This window comes from Streptomyces europaeiscabiei (assembly GCF_001550375.1).
Taxonomy (GTDB): Bacteria; Actinomycetota; Actinomycetes; order Streptomycetales; family Streptomycetaceae; genus Streptomyces; species Streptomyces europaeiscabiei.
This window is the reverse complement of sequence record NZ_LRTR01000512.1, coordinates 20,267-38,774: the sequence shown is the minus strand read 5'-3', so window position 1 is coordinate 38,774 and position 18,508 is coordinate 20,267. Positions and strand designations below refer to the sequence as shown.

Genomic DNA, 18,508 nt, shown 5'->3' with positions numbered 1-18,508 from the left:
GGGTGTGGTAGGCGGAGGCGACCGCGCCGCCGCGCGAGCGGCACGGGGAACCGGGCTGGGCGACGCACTTCGGACAGGCGTGCTGTTCGGCGTCGTCGGCGTCCGACCGGTCGGTTGAGGAAGGAAGCCGAGGGTCCGTCACGGGCCCGGATCTTCGCACAATGCAAGTCTCAGAAGGAGGCCCGTCCTGCTTCTTAGTGAGAACGGGTTCTGCGAACGAACCCGGGATCGGCGGGGGTCCGGCGGCCCGCGATTGATCTTGCTCGCGCAAAGGACTGTTCATGAGAGAGCTCTGGATGAGACGGGCAGGCCGGAGATGCCGGCGCCTTCGGAGCGGCCTTGCCATCCACTCCGCCCCGCAATAACATTACGACAGTAAGCCATACGATCGAAATTCAATGTGTAAGGAGTCCGTCATGGCGACACAACGGCCGGTAGCACTCGTGACGGGGGCGTCATCGGGGATCGGTAACGCAACCGCTCGGGCCTTCGTCACAGCCGGGTTCGAGGTGATCGGAACCGGACGGAACACCTCGGGGCTCACCCCGCCCGCCGGTGTGGCCTTCCTCGACCTCGACGTGACCAGCGACGAATCCGTCACCGCCGCGGTCCGGGAAGTGATCGAACGGTTCGGACGGATCGACGTCCTGGTCAACAACGCCGGTCTGGGCTCGGCCGGCGCCGCCGAGGAGAGCTCCGTCGCCCAGGCCCAGCGCCTCTTCAACCTCAACTTCTTCGGTCATGTCCGCATGGCGAAGGCCGTTCTGCCGCACATGCGCACCCAGGGCCGTGGACGTATCGTCAACGTCTCGTCCGTCCTCGGCGTCATCCCGCAGCCCTACATGGCCCTCTACGCCGCCGCGAAGCACGCCGTCGAGGGCTACTCCGAGTCCCTGGATCACGAGGTCCGCGAGCACGGCGTCCGCGTCCTGCTCGTCGAGCCCGGCTACACCCGGACCGCCTTCGATGCCAATGCCGCGCAGCCCGACACCCCGCTGCCGCTGTACGCGGAGCGGCGGCGTGTCTTCGACGAAGTGGTCGCCGCGGCGATGAAGACCGGCGACGACCCCGCCGTCGTCGCCAAGGAGATCGTCACGGCAGCCACCGCCTCGAAGCCGAAGCTGCGCTACACCGCCGGACCGCTCGCCTCACGCATCACCACCGCGCGACGCCTCGTCCCCGCCGGGATGTTCGACAAGCAGATCCGCAGGTTCAACCGGATGCCCGGCTGAAACGTCGCACCCGGCCCATCGACCCGCAGCGCGCGCGAGAGGCGCGTTCAGCTCTGACCTGACAAGGAGCATCACCATGGGAATGAGCACGGAAGCGCAGCAGTTCGCGCAGTTCCTCGACAGCGTGCGTGCGAAGGCGTCGACGCCGGGACTCGATCTGGCCGTCGTCCGCGACATCGTCGACACACATGCTTCGGCATCGACCGAGCCGGAAGGCGTCACCTACGCCGACGTGGACGCGGACGGCGTCCCCGCCCTGTGGGTCATCCCCGAGGGCGCCGACCCCGACAAGGCGCTGCTTCACTTCCATTTCGGCGGATCGGTCGCCGCCTCGATCGCATCGGACCGCAAGGCCGCCGGCCACATCGCCAAGGCGGCCGGAATCCGCTCACTCGTCGTGGGCTTCCGCCTGGCGCCCGAGCATCCCCACCCGGCGCAGATCGACGACGCCGAGACCGCCTACCGGTGGCTGCTCGCTCAGGGCTACGCGCCGCGGAACATCGGCAGCACCGGCCACTCCATCGGAGGCACCCTCGCGATCGCGCTGCCGCTGCGCCTGCTCGCCAAGGGCGAGGCAGTCCCCGGCGCGGTCGTCAGCATCTCGCCCTGGACCGACCTCACCATCAGTAACCCGAAGGTGGACGAGAACGAGGAACTCGACAGGATGCTCAGCCGGGGCATCCTCGAGCTGTTCCGAGCGGCTTGGCTGCAGGACCCCGGCGTGGACTTCACCGACCCCGCCATCAGCATCGTGAACGCCGACCTGACCGGCCTGCCGCCCACGGCCCTCCACTACGGCGAGCACGAAACGCTTGCCGGCGATGGCGCCGATTTCGGCCGCCGACTGACCGACTTCAAGATCGTCTCTGAGGTCCGCCCGCTGCCGGAGGGCCAGCACTCGTTCATCCTGGGCGCGGGACGCGTGCCCGAGGTGGACCGGGCGATCGAGCAGATGGGCCAGTGGCTTCGACGGCACCTCGGCCGCTGAGGTGGAAGCTGCCCGGACATGCGCATCGTCCGCCGAGAAGACAACCGAGAAGATCACGCGAAGGGACGGCTGACATGAAGGCGTTCGTCGTCGAGAAGTACGGCAAGGGCGGCCTGCGCGCCGCTGATGTTCCCGAGCCCACCGTCGGGGCCGGCGACGTCCTGGTCCAGGTGAGCGCTGCCAGCATCAACCCGCTGGACAAGATGGTCCGCAACGGGGAGTTCAAACGACTCCTGAAGTACGAGCTTCCGTTCGTGCTCGGCCATGACGTCGCCGGGATCGTGACGCAGGTCGGGCCGACCGTGCGCGGCTTGACGGTCGGCGACGAGGTCTACGCACGTCCCCGCGACCTGCGGGTCGGAGGCTTTGCCGAGTTCATTGCGGTCGACCAGGACGACGTCGCGCCCAAGCCGGCGTCACTCACGCTCCGCGAGGCGGCCGCGGTGCCGCTGGTGGCCCTGGCCGCCTGGCAGATCCTCGTGGAGCGCGCCCACGTGGTGCCGGGCCAGAAAGTGCTCGTCCACGCCGGTGCCGGTGGCCTCGGATCGACGGCCATCCAGCTCGCCAAGCACTTCGGTGCCACGGTGGCCACGACCACGAACTCCCGCGCCGAGGAGATGGTCAGGAGCCTCGGCGCCGACACCGTCGTCGACTACACGAAGGAGGACTTCTCGCAGGTGCTGTCCGGCTACGACCTGGTGCTGGACTCCCTTGGCGGGGCGAACCTCGAGAAGTCGCTGACTGTGCTGAAGCCGGGCGGCCTGGCCATCGGTGTCGCCGGCCCGCCGGACTCCGGGTTCGCCAGGCAACTCGGCGCGCCCTCGTTCATGGGCGTGGCCATGAACGCGCTCAGCCGCAAGGTGCGCAAGCAGGCCAAGGCCCTGGGTGTGCGCTATGAGTTCTTCTTCATGCAGGCCAGCGGCGCCCAGCTCCGTGAACTCGGCGCCCTGTACGACAGCGGACGGCTCCGCCCGGTCATCGACCGGACGTTCCCCTTCGACCGGACGCTCGAGGCGATGGCGTACGTCGAGCAGGGGCGTACCACGGCCGGAAAGGTCGTGATCTCGATGACGCCCGGCGACGACTGAACCAGGCCGGCCGCGCAGAAGGCGTGGCGGTGCTCCAAGACGCCGCCCGCACACCATTAGAGTGCGTTCGTAATCCAATATGATGGCGAGGCCGGCGGAAAGCGGGCGACCCTTCCGGCGCACGAAGGAGCGAGCGCGTGACTCGTTACGGGAAAGAGCACAAGCAGGCGACCAGGCAGCGGATCATCGAGACCGCCGGCCGCCGGTTCAAGCAGGACGGTATCGATGGCTCGGGCATCTCGACGCTGATGGCGGACGCCGGACTGACCAACGGTGCCTTCTACGCCCACTTCGCGTCCAAGGACGACCTCGTGGCCGCCTCGGTCGCGGACCAGCTGCGCACGCAGTACGCCAACGTCATCGACCAGGCGGCCCCCGGCATCGCAGGACTCGAGCAGATCGTGCGGTGGTATCTGTCGCCCCAGCACCGCGACAGCCCCGACGACGGCTGCCCCTCCGCCGCACTCCTCGATGAGATCGGGCGCTGCCCGCAGGAGACCAAGCAGGCGTACACCGACGGGGTGCTCGCCGTCATCGACGGCATCGCCGCCCGCCTGGCGCCCGCCGATCCGCGCTCGGCGCACACGAAGACCCTCAGCGTCTACGCCATGATGGTCGGGACACTGCAGCTCTCCCGCGCCCTGTCTGACCCGCGACTCTCCGACGAACTCCTCGAAGAGGGCATCCGCAACGCCCTCACGCTGCTCAGCGCACAGGAGTCCCGCTGACACGCCGCAGCAGCCTCGCCGAGCCGGCCCGGCGAAGCCGACATCCGAGGCAGCGGGCGCGCGCCCGAGACCGAACGGGCGGGAGAGACTTCGCCGGCTCATCGACACCGCCTGATCGATGAGCGGCCGTCCCCGCTCCGAGCGGTTCCCGGCGTCGGCCCGGCTCTCCCCACCGCCCGGCCGTGACCACGGGATTCTGGGTCGAAGCCGCAGCCGACGGCTTCGACCCGGAATCGCTGGCGCTACCGCTGCGCGGCGCTCTCCCCGGCGGGCGCCGACTGCGGTTCGTCCGCTCGCTGGCCCGGGACGACTACAGCCGACTGGAGATCTAGCCGGTTGCTCATGTCCAGCTCGAACCGGCCGTAGGGGTTGACGTGAGTCCAGAACAGCGGGGACAACGCGCGCCGATCGGCATCGCCGAGGCGCTCGACCCCCTTCGGCTCGGCCAGGACCTCTGCAGCAGCAGGGTGTTGACGTGGACAAGGGCAGCCTGCAGCAGGTGCAGGGCGAGCATCGAGATCTCCTGGCTCTCGCGGTCGGCGCCGGTCAGGTCCCCGTCCTTGCCGTAGAACAGGTCGTGGTTGGCGGAGTTCCAGTTCTCCACCACTTGCAGGCCCTCGTGGATCTCCCGCCGTAGTTCGGGGCTGGCCAGGTAGTCGCAGACGAACGCTGTCCGCACAGCGCGGCCGAGCTCCTCGATCGCCCGGTAGGTCGGGTGCTTCGGGCCGCCGCAGGTGAAGCGTCGTAGCACCTGCTCGGCCTCGGCCGTGCCCAGGCGGAGCGCGGTGGTGTATTTGACGATCTGGTCGTACTGCTGGCGGATCAGCTCCCAGTCGATCGTCTTGCTGGACAGCACCGGGGCCAGGTGCGGCCACGTCTCGTCCTCGCCGGCAACCGGCCGGTACAGCCGGGCCGAGCCCACGTTCTTCAACCGGGGCAGCAGGTTGAAGCCGAGCATGTGCGCGAAGGCGAATCCGACGAATGGACGGGCCGGGCGCTTGACGATGCGGTCCTGAGTGGTGTGGTCGACCGCCACGAGCCCGTGCTTGGGGCGGTAGCCGTCCCAGCACTTGAAAGTGGACGTAGCCGGTGACGGGCAGTCCGTCGTCGATCAGCCGGTGCACGACGCGCAGACCTGCTCGGATGTAGTCGATACGCTTACGTGCATCGCGGGATCCCGTCAGCGGGTGCGGGTGCGTCTTCCGCCAGTGAGACGACTTCCGCCTGGCGGTGCAGGGGCGGCAGGGCGAGCGACTGCGTCAGGCGGGGGCTGCGCAGGATGTGTGCAGGAGGAGTCAGTGGACCCACCGAAGACTGACCTGTTGGGCCTGGGGGCCCCGTGCTCGCCACACAACCGTACGGCCGTAGGCACATCGATGTGCCTACGGCCGTACGGCGATTCCCTCCGTCTAGTCGGTCTTGATGGCCATGAGCATGTTCAGTCGGGACGCGTTGCGGGCCGGCCACATGGCGGCCAGGAGTCCGACGAGCGCTGCCAGCAGCAGGAAGAGCGCGAACCGGCCCCACGGCAGCACCAGCGCGTACCCGGGGATGTCCGCCTTTACGATCTCGCAGACGGCCCAGCCCAGGAAGGAACCGACTCCGATGCCGATGACCGCGCCGAAGAGGGAGATGACCACGGCCTCCAGCTGGATCATCCGCGTCACGCCTCGCCGGTCGAGTCCGACGGCTCGCAGCATGCCGACCTCGCGCTGTCGTTCGAAGACTGACATCGCGAGGGTGTTCACCACTCCCAGCACCGCGATGGCCAGGGAGATCGCGAGCAGTGCGTACAAGACGTTGAGCGCAGCATCGTATGTGCCGCTGAACTCGTTGCGGATGGCCTGCTGGTCGTCGATCTTGATCCCCGGGCGCCCGGGGAGGGCGTCAGCGAGCGCCTTCCTGTCCGTGCTGCCGTCCGTCTTGACGTAGATCTTGGAGAGGGACGCCGCGAGGGTCGATTCGATCACGTCCGCGGAGACGACGACAGGGAAGACGACCTCGTTGGACTCGAAGATAGCCCCGACGGTCACCCTGCGCTTCTTGCCGGAGTCCCCGTACACCGCTGGCAGGGTGTCCCCCACCTTCCAACCGTGGGATCGCGCTTCGTCCTCGGCAACGGCGATCTGCCCCTTGGCGAGCGTGCCCTGTGAGCCGGAGACCACCGGAAGGTCGAGTGCCTTGTCGAACTCCGCCGGGGCGATGGCTGTTACATCCTCCTGGATGCCGTCGATCTGCATCCACGACTGCTGCTCTGGCGACACGGCCCTGACGCCGGGGAGCTTGCGCACGGCGGCGACCGCCGAGGTGTCCAGGTCCACAGCAGTGGTCGTGATCATATAGTCGGCCTTGACGATGTCCGTGGTCATCCTGTCCATGGACTGACCGACAGTGACGCCGAGCACGGTCAGAGCACTGACCAGTGTGAGGCCGATGGCCAGTGCGGAGGCGGTGGCGCCGGTACGGCGCGGGTTGCGTACGGCGTTCTGGCCCGCGAGCGTGCCGGAGACACCGAAGCCCCGCCGCAGCAGCGGCCGTACGAGCGCGATCACCGGCCGGGACAGCAACGGGATCAGCACGAGGACACCGATCACCGCGAGGAAGGCACCGAACCCGACGATCATCGCGCCGCGCGAGCCGCCGGTCCCGGCGCCCGCGACGACGACCGCCGCGCCGAGCAGCGTGAGGATGCCGCCGAACACGTTCCGCAGGATCAGGGACCTGATGGTGGAGGGCAGGTGTGCGCTGCTGATCGCCGCGACCGGCGGGATCTTCGCTGCGCGACGGGCCGGCAGCCAGGCGGCCACCATGGTGACCAGCACACCGACGAATGCTGAGACCAGGACAGTCGTCGACGTGACGATCAGCGGCCCGTCCGGGAGCTTCCCTCCGCCGAAATCGACCACTGACTGTGCTATGGCGGCCATGACGGCACCGAGCCCGAGCCCAGCGACCGCACCGGCCGCGCCGACCACCATCGCCTCGATCAGCACGGAACGGGTGACCTGCCTGCGGGAGGCGCCGACCGCACGCAGCAGAGCGAGTTCCCGGGTGCGCTGGGCAGCCAGCATGGTGAAGGTATTGGCGATCAAGAAGACGCTGACGAAGAGCGCGACACCGGCGAAGGCAAGCAGTATCCCACTGAGCAGCGAGGCGTCTCCCTCCGCCAATTTTGCCTCGGCGTCGGCGAGTTGTTGACCGGTCTCGGCCTTCGCGGAGTCCGGAAGTACCTTGCCGATGGCGGCGGCGAGCTTGGTGCTCGAAACGCCGGGGGCGGCGGTGACGGTGACGTTCTCGAAGAAGCCCGGCTGGAGGTAGAGCCGCTGTGCGGACGGTGTGTCGAACAGCACCAGGCTGCCGCCTCCTGCCACCAGCTGGTCCTCGGTGGTGAAGATGCCGGAGAGCTTGTACTTCTTGGCCGGACCCGTCAGAGCGACAGGCACGGTGTCGCCGACATGGTAGCCACCCTTGTCGGCGCTGTCCTTGTCGAGCGCGATCTGCATGGCCTCTGTGGGACCGCCACCCTCGGTGAACGCGTAGAGCGGGTCCTTGCCGTTCTTGCCCGGCGCGTAGTTGGCGCCCGAGTTGAACGCGCCGCCGATGAGTCCGCCGTCTCTGTCGGAGACGTAGGCGAGTCCGTCGACCCGCCCGGCGGCTTCGGCGACCCCGTCCACACGGGCGACCTCTTCGAGCGTCTTCCGACTGATGCCGGGGGAATCGGAGTAGTGGTTGGGGTCCGGGTCGACCTGGACGTCCACGTGGGCGAAACTCTTGGCTTTCTGGCTGCTGGAGGAGTTCGTGTAGGTGTCGGTGAAGATCAGAGTGCCGGAGACGAACGCGACGCCGAGCATGACGGCGAGCACGGTCATCAGCAGTCTGGCCTTGTGCGCGAGGACGTTGCGCAGCGCTGTGCGGAACATGGTGGTGTGATCCCGGTGAAGTGAGGGGAGCTGAGGACGGAGGGGGTGCGTACCGGTTGGTCGGCTCTGCTGCGGGCCGCTCAGCTCGTACGGAACGGGGTCTCGAACGACTTCATGAGGTCGAGGACCCCGTCCGCGGTGGGCTCGTACATCTCGTCGACGATCCGGCCGTCGGCGAGGAAAACGACCCGGTCCGCGTAGGAAGCGGCGACCGGATCATGGGTGACCATGACGACGGTCTGGCCCAGCTCCCGTACCGAGTCACGCAGGAAGCCGAGGACCTCGCCGCCCGAGCGTGAGTCCAGGTTGCCGGTCGGCTCATCCCCAAAGACGATGTCCGGCTTGGAGGCGAGCGCACGGGCGACGGCGACGCGCTGCTGCTGGCCGCCGGAGAGCTGGGCGGGGCGGTGGCTGAGCCGGCCCGACAGACCGACCATCCGAATGACGCTGTCCAGCCACTCCTTGTCCGGTGTCCGGCCCGCGATGTCCATCGGGAGCGTGATGTTCTCCAACGCGGTCAGGGTGGGCAGCAGGTTGAACGCCTGGAAGATGAAGCCGACCTTGTCCCGGCGGAGTTTGGTGAGTTGCCTGTCCGTCAGTGACCCGAGCTCGACATCACCGACGCGGACCGAGCCGGAGGAGAAGCTGTCCAGCCCCGCGACACAGTGCATCAGCGTGGACTTCCCGGACCCCGAAGGCCCCATGATCGCGGTGAACTGGGACTGCCCGAAGCCGACACTGACCTGATCGAGGGCCACCACATTGGTGTCGCCCTGTCCGTAGACCTTGGAGAGCTCAGTGGCGCGGGCGGCGATGGCAGGGGCGGCGGCGCGGGGGCCGGTGGACGGGCTAGTGATCATGGGTAGCACTCCGATCGGGATAGAGACAGCGAGGGGCACGTGCCACGGGCCGTGCAAACGGCCACAAGAGGCCCATGGACGCGAGAGTCCGGGTCCATCCCGCTGGGAACCTCTCTATCGTCCGGTTCCCACAGATCCTGCGGATCAGCTGAATTGCCGACCACCTGAGGCTGATGCGAGAAAGGGTTTCGTCAGCCTCAGGTATGTCGTCGCATCAGCTCCTGGGATGACGCCCAGCGAAACAGCCTGAGAAACTGGCACGCGGTAGGGATGGTGTCCCTGGATTGGCACGGCGTGCATGCCTGCACCCCGGGACGTTAGGGCGCAGGTCAGGTGCCAAACTCACCTCGAGCTCACTGATGCAAGGCAGATCCCCGCACAGGAGACGCGCCAGAGGCTGCGACCTACGCGCGCGGGGTATCAGCCTTTCGGCCGAGGACGCTTGCGACCGCTTCGTTTCCTGGCCGTTCGGCCGAGGTGGGGCGGTTGGGCGGGCAAGCGGGCTCCCTGCCATGTCTACCGCACACCCAACTGCCCTCGTCGTCAGCCTGTGCATTCCCACGGCCCACACCGCAGTGGTCGCCTCTTCGGCCCGGACTCGGTGGATTGGCCGTCATCGCCCTTGATGATGGCAGACCGACCCTTGACTCTATAGGGGATCACCGCGCCTTCTGCTTCGCGCTGGCCGAGCACCTCTATCAGGACCTGTTCGGACCCGGCCAGGCGGAGATCCTGGTCCGGTTGCGTGCCGAGCACGCCGTCTGCTGGCCGCACGGGGTACCGGGGCGGCGGCGAAGCAGGGCTCCTGTGGGCCGAGGGGCGTGGGCTTGTGGTAGCACAGTCCGGTGCCGTGCAGACAGATGACCAGCAGGCGCGGCTGGCGTCGGCCGGTGCGCGTCTCCACCACGGGTTGCAGATGGTTTCCTCGGCGAGGACGGCGGCAGTTCGACCGGGCGCTTGCCGGGGCTACGGAGCCTACTGCGATCCGGGCCGATGTTGCTTGACGGGATGGTGCTGCGCGCGGACGTCCACCGTCTGGGTGGGACGGGGCCATGGCCGGTGCTGCCGAGTCGGCTGCTGAACGGCAAGCAGACCTCCTTCATGGCCAGGCCTCTCAATCTGTTGCCGCGGCCGAGCGCGGGCTCATGGCGATCATCCAGGACACGCGTGGCCGCTTCGTCTCCGAGGGCGAGTAGTACACCGGGTGGGACATCGAGACGTACAGGGTGCTGGGCGCCCACGGTGTAGCGCTTAGCTGGGGATGCGGGACACCGTGGGCACCGGATGAGGGGAAGCCTTTCAGGGTGTAGGGGCGGACTCCGGCGGAGCGCCCAGTGGCTGTCCGCCCGGCCCGCCGGAGAAGGTCAGCCACGGCAGAGAGGGTTGCTGGGCCACGCCTGGCTCGCGGTAGTCGCACACCCCCTCGGGGAAGGCCTTCCGCAGTCGGCCCCATTGGGCGTTGGAGAAGTCGACGGTGTAGTCGTCCCGGTTGAGTTCCTTGAGTTGGCACTTGAGGATGTTGTTGGCCGTCGGGCCCCCGGCCGCAGTCCGGGGCACACCGAAGTAAGGGTAGGTGGCGCGGCAGACGGACATATCGGAGATCTTGCGGTTGCCGATCCAGCACGCGTCGACAGCGTCGGCCGGCTTGTCGCGCACCACCTTGGTCTCGATCGGGTCGTTGGACGTGTCGGCTTCGATGCGGGTCAGCCATCTGTCCATGAGCAGGAACGCCTTCTCGCGGGCATCGCCGTCGGTTTGCACCGGAGGCACACCCGTCCAGATGATCTGATTGTCATGGCCACCGTTGGCCTGGTCGAAGCGGGCACGCATGGCGTAACTGTGGAAGTCGCTGTGGATCTCCCAGTTGCCGGGAGAGCGCAGATCGATGACGGGGACCTTGGCCGCCTCGCGGGGGTAGGTCACCCGACCGGAGCGGTATGCGACTTCCAGCGCCGCAGGGTCGGCTTCACTACGCTCCGGCTGCCACTTCCAGTCGATGTCGAGCCCGCCGACGCTCTCGTTGAGGTCGACGAACTGCTCAGCGGTGATCGTGCCGGACTCGACGGCCTTCAGGCCGTACTGGACACCGGTGTTGTCGTACGGCCGGTTGGCGAAACCGCGTTGGATGCGTTGTTCGACCGGCCCCCATGAACTCGCGGGCCTTCGGCCCCAGACGGCCACGGCGTAGTCCTGAAGAGTGCACCGCTCACCGGCAGGATTTGCCTCGGCGTCGTACACCCACGAGCGATTGGGCTCCAGAGTGGTGTGGCCGGCCAGGAATCCGCCGAGGCAGCCGGCCCCGTTGTCCGGGTCCAACCAGGTCTTGGAGTACTGCCCGTTGCCTGTCGGGTTGTCCCAGAGTGTCCGGCACACCGTCTCGAACGCGTGGCCGGTCACCGCGGTTCTGTGGGTGGTCAACGCCCACAATGGAGACCTGTCGAAGTGGTGGTCGAGTACGTGACAGTCCTCGGCCTCCTGCAGCGTGGACCAGACGTCGGGGAAGCTGCAGGAGGGCAGGATGCCGTCCAACAGACCGGGGTAGTTGGAGGTGATCCAGTGCTGCTGCATGGAACCGCCGGAGCAGCCTTGCCCGATGGTGTAGCGGATCGGGCCGTAGTTCTCGACGAAGTGCTCCTTGAGCATCACCAGCGCTTCGGTGGAGACCACGTCGTTGCAGTTCTGCCCCAGCATGTTCAGGTTGGACACCGCGACGGCGAACCCGCGGGACAGAGCCGTGTCGTTGAGAACGTTCTCCATGGGTGCGTCCTGTGAATGCCGCGGCGTGCAGTCGCCGCCGAACGGCACAAGGAGTTTTCCGTTGAAGCCGCCTTGCGGTGCCCACGGTTGCCACGGCTTGGCCGGGTCGTACAACACCGCGATGTCGTAGATGCCACGGTCCATCACGCCGCGTTCCCGGCGTACGACGTACGCGACCCGCTTGCCCTGGTCCGTCGTTGTGTATGCGAGGTCTGCGGGCGGTCTTTTCGGATCATATGCGGTGAACTGGCCGGTCAGCCAGGACTTGTAGAAGAGCTTGTACTTCGCTGGAGTATTGCACGCGACATCCTGCGGCTTCCCGAGGCCGTTCTCCTCGGTCGCGCACACCCACGGCTGTACCTGTGGCCCGGCGAACAGCGGTCCGCCGATGGGATGGCCGGTGATGGTAAGGCTTGCCGCGCCCCCCTGTGTCCGGGCCGTCATCCTGTTCTCGCCGACCTGGAGGCCGGTGACCAGGCCCAGGAAGCGGCCGTCCGGCCGGACGGCGAAAGCGGATGTCACATCCCGGCCGTCCACGTCCACGCGCACATTCTCTGGTGTTCCCCCGGAAGGCAGGGCCACCTCGACGAGGGCGTCGCCCCCGGACACCAGATCCGCGCGATTCGACAGCACCCTGATCTGAGGCGATTCCCCTGAGGCGGAGTACGCGATTCCAGTCAGCATGAGATCGAAAGCCATGACGAAAACAACCAGCCATCTGGTTCTGGCCCGTGGCGTGAGCCTGCCTGGGGGCCGTTCTGCACTGTGAGCCATCGGCTTCTCCGGCTTCGGTTGAGTAGCGACGCCGCAAGCGGCTCCACGGGTGCGGGCCACATCAGGCGGCGGAGATCCGTACCGATCCCCTCGGACGCGGTTACGGCAGCGGAGTGGCCGTAACCCCGAACGCATCCGTATGGCTGGCTGGTTGCGGGAACGTCAGTGAGTGGTGTAGCTCAGGCCGATCTGGTCGCGCACGGTGTCGAGCGTGCGCATCACCGCCACGGTCTCGTCCAGAGGCATGATCTCGCTCTCCAACTCCCCTGCGCGTAGCCGCTCCTGGACGTGCCGGATCTGGCGGTGCAGGCCGCCGCCCGCCGTGTCGTCGCCGTCGCCCTCGCGGGCGGCGGGCAGACTCAGGCGTTCGGTGGTGCCCCGCGTCTGCACGGTCAGTTCGTCCGGGCAGTGCATCAGGAACGGCAGTTCGATGTGACCTTCGGTGCCGGTGATACGGGCTGTGCAACCGAGGTTCGCCCGCATGGAACTCTGGGCCAGCGCGACCGCCCCACTGTCGTACCCGGAGAGGACAGCGACATGCTCGTCGACGCCGGTCGAGCCGAGTGTGCCGTACGCCGTGACCCGGTCGGGCGTACCCAGCACCATGCTGGCCAGCGATAGGGGATACACACCCAGGTCGAGCAGGGAACCGCCACCCAGCGCGCGATCGAACAGACGGTGTTCGGGGTCCGCCGGGAATTGGAAGCCGAAGTCGGCCTCCAGGGACTGGACTTCACCGATGACGTCCTCGGCGAGCAGTTCTCTGACTTTGACATAGGCCGGCAGGAACCGGCTCCACATCGCCTCCATCAGGAACAGGCCCCGTTCCCTGGACACAGCCACCATTTCAGCGGCCTGCTCCGCGTCCAGCGAGAACGCCTTCTCGCACAACACTGGACGCCCCGCGTTCAGGAACAGCAACGTGTGCTCGTGATGGTGGGAGTGGGGCGATGCGACGTAGACAATGTCGACAGTGTCATCGGCGGCCAGATCTTCGTACGAAGCGTGCCGGTGTCGCGCGGCGATGCCGTGCTTCTCGCCGAACGCGTCGGCCCCTTTCCGACTGCGGGAGCCGACGGCGACCAAGTGGGCGTCAGGCAACCGGCCCAACGCGTCCGCAAAACTGTTTGCTATGACACCAGTGCCGGCGATGCCCCAGCGGAACGACATGAGAACTCCTTGTTGCTGTGATGGTGATCATGGGATGGCGCTGTGGGCACCGGAACCACGAGGTGGGTGCGGCCTACGGCGGCGACGAACCGCCACCTGGCGTCGTTGGCTCTGATCCAAGGCCGACCGGGCGGTTGTCCTGCGGTACGGGGATGGTGGAGCCAGGCCAGGTGCGTTCGCCACAGTCCATGACGTTCATCGAGACGCCTGCTCCGCAGCCGCATGCAAATTAGGTCGCCCGCCTGACGCGCGCAGTGACCTGGACCGTGCGTGGCGCGATCTGGTCGTTCAGCGCCGCCGATATTCGTATGCGACGCTCGCCCTGGGCCAGTTGCGTGCATGTGGTATCGAAGACCTCAAGGCCTGTCGGCGCCGCTTCGAGGGCGGACTCGGCCACGCCACCCAGCGGGCGAACGGCTCATGCCGAGGTAGCCGTACCGTGTCCCAGGCGGCGGCTCATGTTGGCATCCGGTTGATCCGGGCCACGTCGCCATACCAATGTGCCGATGGTTTGACGACCCGCTCCTGAGTGCTGCGGTCGACCGCCACGAGCCCGTACTTGGGGCCGTAGCCGTCCCACCACTCGAAGTTGTCCAGCAGTGACCAGTGGACGTAGCCGGTGATGGGCAGTCCGTCGCCGATCAGCCGGTGCACGACGCGCAGACCTGCTCGAATGTAGTCGATACGCTCGCTGTCGACGTCGGTCGCGACACCGTGCTCGGTGAGGACGATCTCCTTGCCGGGGAAGAGGCCCGCCACTCGCCGGGTCGTGGCCTCGACCGCCTCAGGAGCCCACAGATATCCCATCTGGGTGCGGCGGCCCTCGCCGACGGGTGCTCCTTCCGCAGACACGGCTGCCGCTTGGCGGCGCAGGTACGGCAGGGCGAGCGACTGCGTAAGGCGACGGCTGCGCAGAAGCGCCGCGCTGAGGGGTTTGGTGATGCGGGGGGCGTTGACGTCGAGGCGGGTGTAGGTCTGGACGCCGATGAAGTCGTCGTCGGCGGTCTCGGCGAAGAACCTGTCTTCGTGGAGTTCCCGAGCCCATTCCATCGCTGGGACTCCGCCGGGATTGGCGTGCCAGTCCTGCAGCGCATGGGCCATGCCGACCTTGACGCCGGGTGCGAGTTCACGGATGACCTCTCGGGCATTGCGGTGTGCGGCGATCACTCCTGAGGCTGCGGCGTCGAACGCGTCGAGGTTCCGGACGAAGGGCGGAGTCGGGAAGGTGCCCAGATACCCCCGCGTGATCATGTTGCCGGGCTCGTTGATCGTGCAGATGTAGGGAGCACGGTTCTGTAGATGTTCCATCACGTGCCTGGTGTAGCGCGTGAACCAGGCCGGGAGTTCGGCATTGGTCCAGGCTCCGGCGTGGGTGACCCAGGCCGGCAACGTGAAGTGCTGCAGCGTGATCATCGGTGTGACGCCGTGGGTCAGGCAGGTCTCGACCATGTCGGCGTAGTGTTGGAGCGCCTCGCGGTCGAATTCTCCCTGGCGGGGCTCGACTCGTGCCCACTCCACGGAGAAGCGGTAGGTGTTCAGTCCGAGTTCCGCGAGCAGCGCGATGTCGTCCTTGTAACGGTTGAAGTGGTCGCACGCCATGCCGGAGGGCCCTGCCATGGGCGCCTTGGGCGCTGGGTCGGTCTCCCATTCCCACCAGTCGCTGTTCGCGTTGTTGCCTTCGACCTGATGTGCGGCTGTCGCGGCCCCCCAAAGGAAGCGCTCGGGGAAGATCAACGGTTCGGGCACGATCAGCAGCTCCTGAGGTTCTGAGTTCGTAGGGATCAGGCGCGCGGTCGTCGAGCAGAACGAATCTGCATGTCTGCGGACGACCTCGAACCCCGCACGGGCTGCGTGGGTTCTGCTCCGCCGGAACACGGAGCAGAACCGATCGTGCCCCTTCAGGGGTAAGCCGTGGATTGGCACCGGCCCCTCTCAGGGCCCTTAGGGGGTGGTTGTCGGAGCGGCATGACGAGTCCCCGTGGCCACGGGGACGCCCTACCGACTATTCATTCACTAACGCGCGTTAGTGAGTGCGGGTACAGTACATCAGGCGTGGTACACCCACAAGAGCGGAAGGGGCGATGGATGGCGGGCGAGGCCGCTGCTCGGCCGGAGGGCCGGGTCACCAGTTCCGACGTCGCCCGGGAGGCCGGAGTCTCCAGGGCCACTGTCAGCTTCGTGCTCAACGGCACCAAGGGGCAGACGATCTCCGAGTCGACGCGGCAGCGCGTCCTCGAAGCGGCGGCCCGGCTGCGCTATGCCCCCTCGGCGGAGGCCCGGACGCTCAGCCGCGGCCGGAGTGACGTCGTGCTCCTCTATCAGCCCCCTCAGTTGCCGCTGACCGACCTGGGCACACTGGTCGAGTTTCTCTCGGCGGAGTTCGCGGCCGTCGGGCTCACTGCGGTGATCCATCCGTGGTCCCGCAGGCCCGATGGTGATGTGTGGACCGTCATCACGCCCGTGGCCGTCCTCGCATGGGACCTGCCCGATAATGACGTCGCCGCGATGCGGCGCAATGGCGTACGCGCCGTGGTCTCTCTCACCGCCGAGTCCGACCCCGTCGCGCAGTGGATCTGGGGAGCCCGGGAAAACAGCATCGCCCGGCTGCAGGTCGAGCGACTGCTCAGGGCGGGGCACCGTCGGCTCGGCTACGCCCGCCCGCACGACGAACGCCTGGCCGAGGCGAGCGAGATGCGCCTGAAAGCACTGCAGGGAGCCTGCGCCGAGCACGGTGTGCCGGGCCCGGTGGCTCTGGCTGTTCCCTGCGACGAGGTGGGAGCCGGAGCCGCTGTCGAGGCATGGCGTGGGATGACCCCCGCCGTCACCGGCGTGTGCGCCCACGACGATGTGGCAGCCTTGGCCGTCCTCGCGGGTCTACGCGAGCAAGGACTAGCCGCGCCGTCGGACCTGGCCGTGATCGGCGCGGTCGATTCGCCGGCCGCACGCCTCGCAGCCCCGCCGTTGACGATGGTGGCAGTAGATATGCGGGACACCGCACGACATCTCGTCGAGGCGATCATCAGTCTCCTCGACGGACGGCCCGTCCCTATCGGTCCTGAGGTCACCCGGGTGATCGAGCGTCGCTCAGTCTGATCTCGGATCACGCCCCGCCGCGCCGCAGCAGGCTGGATGCTGTCTCCTCCGACCGCGGTGAGGGCGTAGGATGGCGCTTGCGCGCGCTACTAACGCGCTTTAGTTATTGTGGATGATGAGATCGAGACGGCAATGCCTCGTCGGCGCGAGGACCCGGGCGCGACTGGTTACTGCGGATCCGGCGACACGATGCGACGGTCAGGCGAGGCGCAGTCGTTGAGCCGGTCACCTCGCTGATCGCCACAAACGCCCTCACGGAAATCGTCTCCCTAAAGGCGGCCTAGAGGCGTCCCGGCCCAGGGTGTGTAGCACTGCCCGGCACAGCCTGTCCTCGGCGAACCGAAAGTGGTAGTCGGGGTTGACGGAATAGTCGACGGCGATGGCCCGTACCATCGCCGAGCACAGCAGGGGCCGGTCCAGCAAGGACCGGGTCAGGGCCACCAGCCGATCGCCGACGGTGGCGCCCGGATCGTTCCCAGGGGATTGCCAGCAGTCCTCAACAAAGCCGTCGATATGCGTCTTCCACAGCGCTGCGAACAAGTGCACCTTGGAGGGGAAGTAACGATAGAGCGTGCCGAGTGCCAGGTCGGCGGCCTTGGCGACCTCCTGCATCTGCACTCGTTCGTAGGCCACATCGGCGCCCAGCTCGGCAGCGACTTCCAGAATGCGTTCGCGCCGTGCCACCTCCGTCGATGACGGTCAGCTCGTACGGGCGGGCGTTGGCCTGATCGGCACTGAGGGCGGTGGTGGTGGAGCGACGGGGATTTTCCTTTGCCCGGGTGAGGTTACTCCTTCGGTAAGATACCCAAGGGGGTATCTTACCGAAGGAGTGTGGGTTGTGGAACTGGCGATGGCGGCTGAGGAACTGAAGACGGTGGTCAACCGGCTGCGCCGGGCGCAGGGTCAGATCGCCGGTGTGATCAAGATGATCGAGGAGGGGCGGGACTGCGAGGACGTCGTCACCCAGCTCGCCGCGGCGTCCAGGGCTTTGGACAAGGCCGGTTTCGCGATCATCGCCACGGGGCTGCAGCACTGCCTGACCGATGCGGACATGGCTGCTTCCGGTGACCGGGAGCAGATGCGTACTCGGCTGGAGAAGCTGTTCCTTTCTCTGGCCTGAGCTGTGGTGCCGCGACGCCGGATCACCCGCCCGGTTCGGAGCTGTTGGCCACATGGCCTGGATACGAAAGGGGAGGGATCCGGAGCCAGGTCCCTCCCCTTTGTGGTGTGGTTCAGCGGTTGCGTAGTGCGGCCAGTGTGTTGTCGAGGTCGGCGGCGCGGGGGCGGTTGTGGGGGAGCTTGGCGAGCATGGCGGCCATGCCGCAGGTGTTGGTCAGGGCGGAGTAGACCAGACCGCCCGCGATGCCGGCGGAGATGAGCTGGAAGGCGGGGTGGACGACGAGGCCGAGCAGCAGGCCGAGCAGCACGGTCACTCCTGCGGTGAGCCTCACCTGTCGCTCCATTCCCCAGGTGGCGCGGGAGGCGCCCTGGGGGCGGTGGAGCTCGTGGCCGTCGGCCGCCCAGGCACCGGTGCCTCCTGACAGGGTGGCGGTGGTGACGCCGTTCTCTGCGAGGATCTTGCAGGCGTTCTCGGAGCGGGCGCCCGAGGCGCAGACGACCAGGACGTCGCCGCGGTCGGTGGCGTGACGGATGTCGGGCAGCGCGCGCCGGATCTGGTCGAGGGGGATGTTGAGCGCGCCGGGGAGATGACCGCCGGCGTATTCGCCCGGGGTGCGCACGTCGATGATGGTCAGTTCGTGCAGGCGGGTGCGCGCCTCGTCGGTGGCGAGGGCCGTGGGTGTGGTCATGGCAGATGTCATCCTTGTGTGTCGGAGTGTGCTGAGCTTGATCTGGCGGGAGCCGGACTGAGGGCGGTCCTGAGATGCGCGGTGGGGCTG

Annotated in this window: 16 protein-coding genes; 7 read left to right on the top strand and 9 right to left on the bottom strand. The window is 67.4% G+C overall.

Annotation, left to right across the window (positions count from 1 at the left end):
• Positions 1-283, bottom strand: a 283-nt coding sequence (locus AWZ10_RS55780; RefSeq protein ID WP_425264506.1) for a zinc finger domain-containing protein, incomplete at its 3' end; no start/stop codon positions are given.
• Positions 284-416: 133 nt separating this feature from the next.
• Between AWZ10_RS55780 and AWZ10_RS25105 the strand changes: the two genes are divergently transcribed.
• From AWZ10_RS25105 to AWZ10_RS52470, 5 genes are all read left to right on the top strand, one after another.
• Entirely contained in the window at positions 417-1,232 is an 816-nt protein-coding gene (locus AWZ10_RS25105) for an oxidoreductase (RefSeq protein ID WP_010358267.1), read from the top strand.
• Between the two features lie 76 nt (positions 1,233-1,308).
• A complete protein-coding gene (locus tag AWZ10_RS25100) occupies positions 1,309-2,220 on the top strand; it encodes an alpha/beta hydrolase fold domain-containing protein (RefSeq protein WP_006378832.1) in 912 nt (303 codons plus the stop codon).
• Between the two features lie 74 nt (positions 2,221-2,294).
• Positions 2,295-3,308, top strand: a complete 1,014-nt coding sequence (locus AWZ10_RS25095; protein ID WP_006378619.1) for an NADP-dependent oxidoreductase — start codon at positions 2,295-2,297, stop codon at positions 3,306-3,308.
• 137 nt (positions 3,309-3,445) lie between these two features.
• A complete protein-coding gene (locus tag AWZ10_RS25090) occupies positions 3,446-4,036 on the top strand; it encodes a TetR/AcrR family transcriptional regulator (RefSeq protein ID WP_006378871.1) in 591 nt (196 codons plus the stop codon).
• Positions 4,037-4,218: 182 nt separating this feature from the next.
• Positions 4,219-4,368 (top strand): hypothetical protein, encoded by a 150-nt coding sequence (locus AWZ10_RS52470; RefSeq protein ID WP_162138053.1) that lies wholly within the window; start codon positions 4,219-4,221, stop codon positions 4,366-4,368.
• 8 nt (positions 4,369-4,376) lie between these two features.
• Here the strand turns inward: AWZ10_RS52470 and AWZ10_RS25085 are convergent, their stop codons facing one another.
• The 6 genes from AWZ10_RS25085 to AWZ10_RS25060 all read right to left on the bottom strand — a co-directional run bounded on the left by AWZ10_RS25085 (position 4,377) and on the right by AWZ10_RS25060 (position 15,263).
• A complete protein-coding gene (locus tag AWZ10_RS25085) occupies positions 4,377-5,072 on the bottom strand; it encodes a Tn3 family transposase (RefSeq protein ID WP_006378841.1) in 696 nt (231 codons plus the stop codon).
• Between the two features lie 373 nt (positions 5,073-5,445).
• A complete protein-coding gene (locus AWZ10_RS25080; RefSeq protein ID WP_006378563.1) occupies positions 5,446-7,956 on the bottom strand; it encodes an ABC transporter permease in 2,511 nt (836 codons plus the stop codon).
• An 80-nt stretch (positions 7,957-8,036) separates the two neighbouring features.
• Positions 8,037-8,816, bottom strand: coding sequence for an ABC transporter ATP-binding protein (locus tag AWZ10_RS25075; RefSeq protein ID WP_006378852.1), 780 nt, complete (start codon positions 8,814-8,816; stop codon positions 8,037-8,039).
• 1,299 nt (positions 8,817-10,115) lie between these two features.
• Positions 10,116-12,347 (bottom strand): DUF6351 family protein, encoded by a 2,232-nt coding sequence (locus AWZ10_RS25070; protein ID WP_225967270.1) that lies wholly within the window; start codon positions 12,345-12,347, stop codon positions 10,116-10,118.
• A gap of 162 nt (positions 12,348-12,509) precedes the next feature.
• Entirely contained in the window at positions 12,510-13,517 is a 1,008-nt protein-coding gene (locus AWZ10_RS25065; protein ID WP_010358260.1) for a Gfo/Idh/MocA family protein, read from the bottom strand.
• 456 nt (positions 13,518-13,973) lie between these two features.
• Complete coding sequence (locus tag AWZ10_RS25060) at positions 13,974-15,263, bottom strand: glycoside hydrolase family 1 protein (protein ID WP_010358259.1); 1,290 nt, start codon at positions 15,261-15,263, stop codon at positions 13,974-13,976.
• A gap of 339 nt (positions 15,264-15,602) precedes the next feature.
• On the opposite strand from AWZ10_RS25060, the gene AWZ10_RS25055 reads away from it, so the two are divergent.
• Entirely contained in the window at positions 15,603-16,610 is a 1,008-nt protein-coding gene (locus AWZ10_RS25055) for a LacI family DNA-binding transcriptional regulator (RefSeq protein WP_006379104.1), read from the top strand.
• Between the two features lie 252 nt (positions 16,611-16,862).
• Here the strand turns inward: AWZ10_RS25055 and AWZ10_RS25050 are convergent, their stop codons facing one another.
• Entirely contained in the window at positions 16,863-17,294 is a 432-nt protein-coding gene (locus AWZ10_RS25050) for a TetR/AcrR family transcriptional regulator (protein ID WP_006379224.1), read from the bottom strand.
• 154 nt (positions 17,295-17,448) lie between these two features.
• Here AWZ10_RS25050 and AWZ10_RS25045 point away from each other — a divergent pair, with 154 nt between their 5' ends.
• Positions 17,449-17,730: a metal-sensitive transcriptional regulator gene (locus tag AWZ10_RS25045; RefSeq protein WP_010358257.1), complete on the top strand. Its 282-nt coding sequence runs from the start codon at positions 17,449-17,451 to the stop codon at positions 17,728-17,730.
• A gap of 112 nt (positions 17,731-17,842) precedes the next feature.
• Here AWZ10_RS25045 and AWZ10_RS25040 read toward each other — a convergent pair whose 3' ends face one another.
• Entirely contained in the window at positions 17,843-18,418 is a 576-nt protein-coding gene (locus AWZ10_RS25040) for a rhodanese-like domain-containing protein (RefSeq protein WP_010358256.1), read from the bottom strand.
• Positions 18,419-18,508: the final 90 nt, after the last annotated feature.

What these genes read in the sequence shown, in the direction of transcription:
- AWZ10_RS25065 (WP_010358260.1), bottom strand. Translation starts at nt 13,517, where the DNA reads ATGTCGTTCCGCTGGGGCATCGCCGGCACTGGTGTCATAGCAAACAGT.
- AWZ10_RS25095 (WP_006378619.1), top strand. Translation starts at nt 2,295, where the DNA reads ATGAAGGCGTTCGTCGTCGAGAAGTACGGCAAGGGCGGCCTGCGCGCC.
- AWZ10_RS25070 (WP_225967270.1), bottom strand. Translation starts at nt 12,347, where the DNA reads ATGGCTCACAGTGCAGAACGGCCCCCAGGCAGGCTCACGCCACGGGCC.
- AWZ10_RS25075 (WP_006378852.1), bottom strand. Translation starts at nt 8,816, where the DNA reads ATGATCACTAGCCCGTCCACCGGCCCCCGCGCCGCCGCCCCTGCCATC.
- AWZ10_RS25055 (WP_006379104.1), top strand. Translation starts at nt 15,603, where the DNA reads ATGGCGGGCGAGGCCGCTGCTCGGCCGGAGGGCCGGGTCACCAGTTCC.
- AWZ10_RS25080 (WP_006378563.1), bottom strand. Translation starts at nt 7,956, where the DNA reads ATGTTCCGCACAGCGCTGCGCAACGTCCTCGCGCACAAGGCCAGACTG.
- AWZ10_RS25040 (WP_010358256.1), bottom strand. Translation starts at nt 18,418, where the DNA reads ATGACCACACCCACGGCCCTCGCCACCGACGAGGCGCGCACCCGCCTG.
- AWZ10_RS25105 (WP_010358267.1), top strand. Translation starts at nt 417, where the DNA reads ATGGCGACACAACGGCCGGTAGCACTCGTGACGGGGGCGTCATCGGGG.
- AWZ10_RS25100 (WP_006378832.1), top strand. Translation starts at nt 1,309, where the DNA reads ATGGGAATGAGCACGGAAGCGCAGCAGTTCGCGCAGTTCCTCGACAGC.